The sequence below is a fragment of the Alienimonas sp. DA493 genome, from assembly GCF_043951915.1.
Classification (GTDB): Bacteria; Planctomycetota; Planctomycetia; order Planctomycetales; family Planctomycetaceae; genus Alienimonas.
In genome coordinates this window covers 1-776 of sequence record NZ_JBINJD010000342.1, presented here as the reverse complement: position 1 = coordinate 776, position 776 = coordinate 1, and the positions used below count along the sequence as shown (strand labels likewise).

At 78.4% G+C, this 776-nt stretch carries 1 pseudogene; it reads right to left on the bottom strand.

What is annotated here, in order from left to right:
* Positions 1-331: 331 nt before the first annotated feature.
* Positions 332-776: pseudogene (locus tag ACG2DA_RS22915) on the bottom strand (hypothetical protein); the annotation flags it as partial.

The window sequence follows — 776 nt, the reverse complement described above, 5'->3', positions numbered from 1 at the left end:
GCCCCGGCGGGCGGGGGTGAGACGCGGCGGTTCCTGGGGGGCGTCCGCGACTCGGCGACCGGCGACGCGTTCGCGAGTCCTCCGAGCGGGCCCGCCCGAGCGGGCCCACCGGCCCCCGCCTCGGGTGAGGAAACCGGGTTCTGCATCGTCGGTTCCGTCGATCGAGTCGTCGTCCGCCCCTGGCGGCCGCCCCGGCGGCCGCGGGTCCGTTGCCCAATCGGCGGAGAAGACGCCGCGTTTCCTCTCAGCCGCGATCCCCCGGTACTCCTCCGCGGGGACGTGTCCGTCGGGATCCGCCGGCGCCCCCGCTCGCGGCCGCAGGCGGGACGCCTCACCCGGGTCGGACAGCGAACGTCTGGGACGCGGGCCTCCCCTCCGGAGCCCCGTCCGGCGTCCGGGCCGCCGTCAGGGCGGCGTGGGCGAGCATCGACAGCGTCACGTGCCGATACCAGCCGTCCCAGCTCCGCACCTCGTACCCGTCCAGCCCCGCGTCCCGCCGGGCCTCACGCAGGCAGGCCCGCAGCGACCCCACCCCGCCGGCGACCGCCGCCAGCGTCGAGACCGGCGTCCCCTCCGGCGGCTCGGAGAGGAAGTACGTCCGCCCCGCTCCCCCGCCCTCGCGGATCAGCAGCGTCTCCCGCCGCGTCGGCCCGCCGCTCGTCCGCCAAGGCTCCCCGTACAGCAACGCCGCCCAGCGGCACGGCGTTCCGCCGTCCGCCCCCTCCCCGCACGGCGGCTTTTCCCAGGCGAGGCCGCCCGGCGCGGCCTCGGCCTCG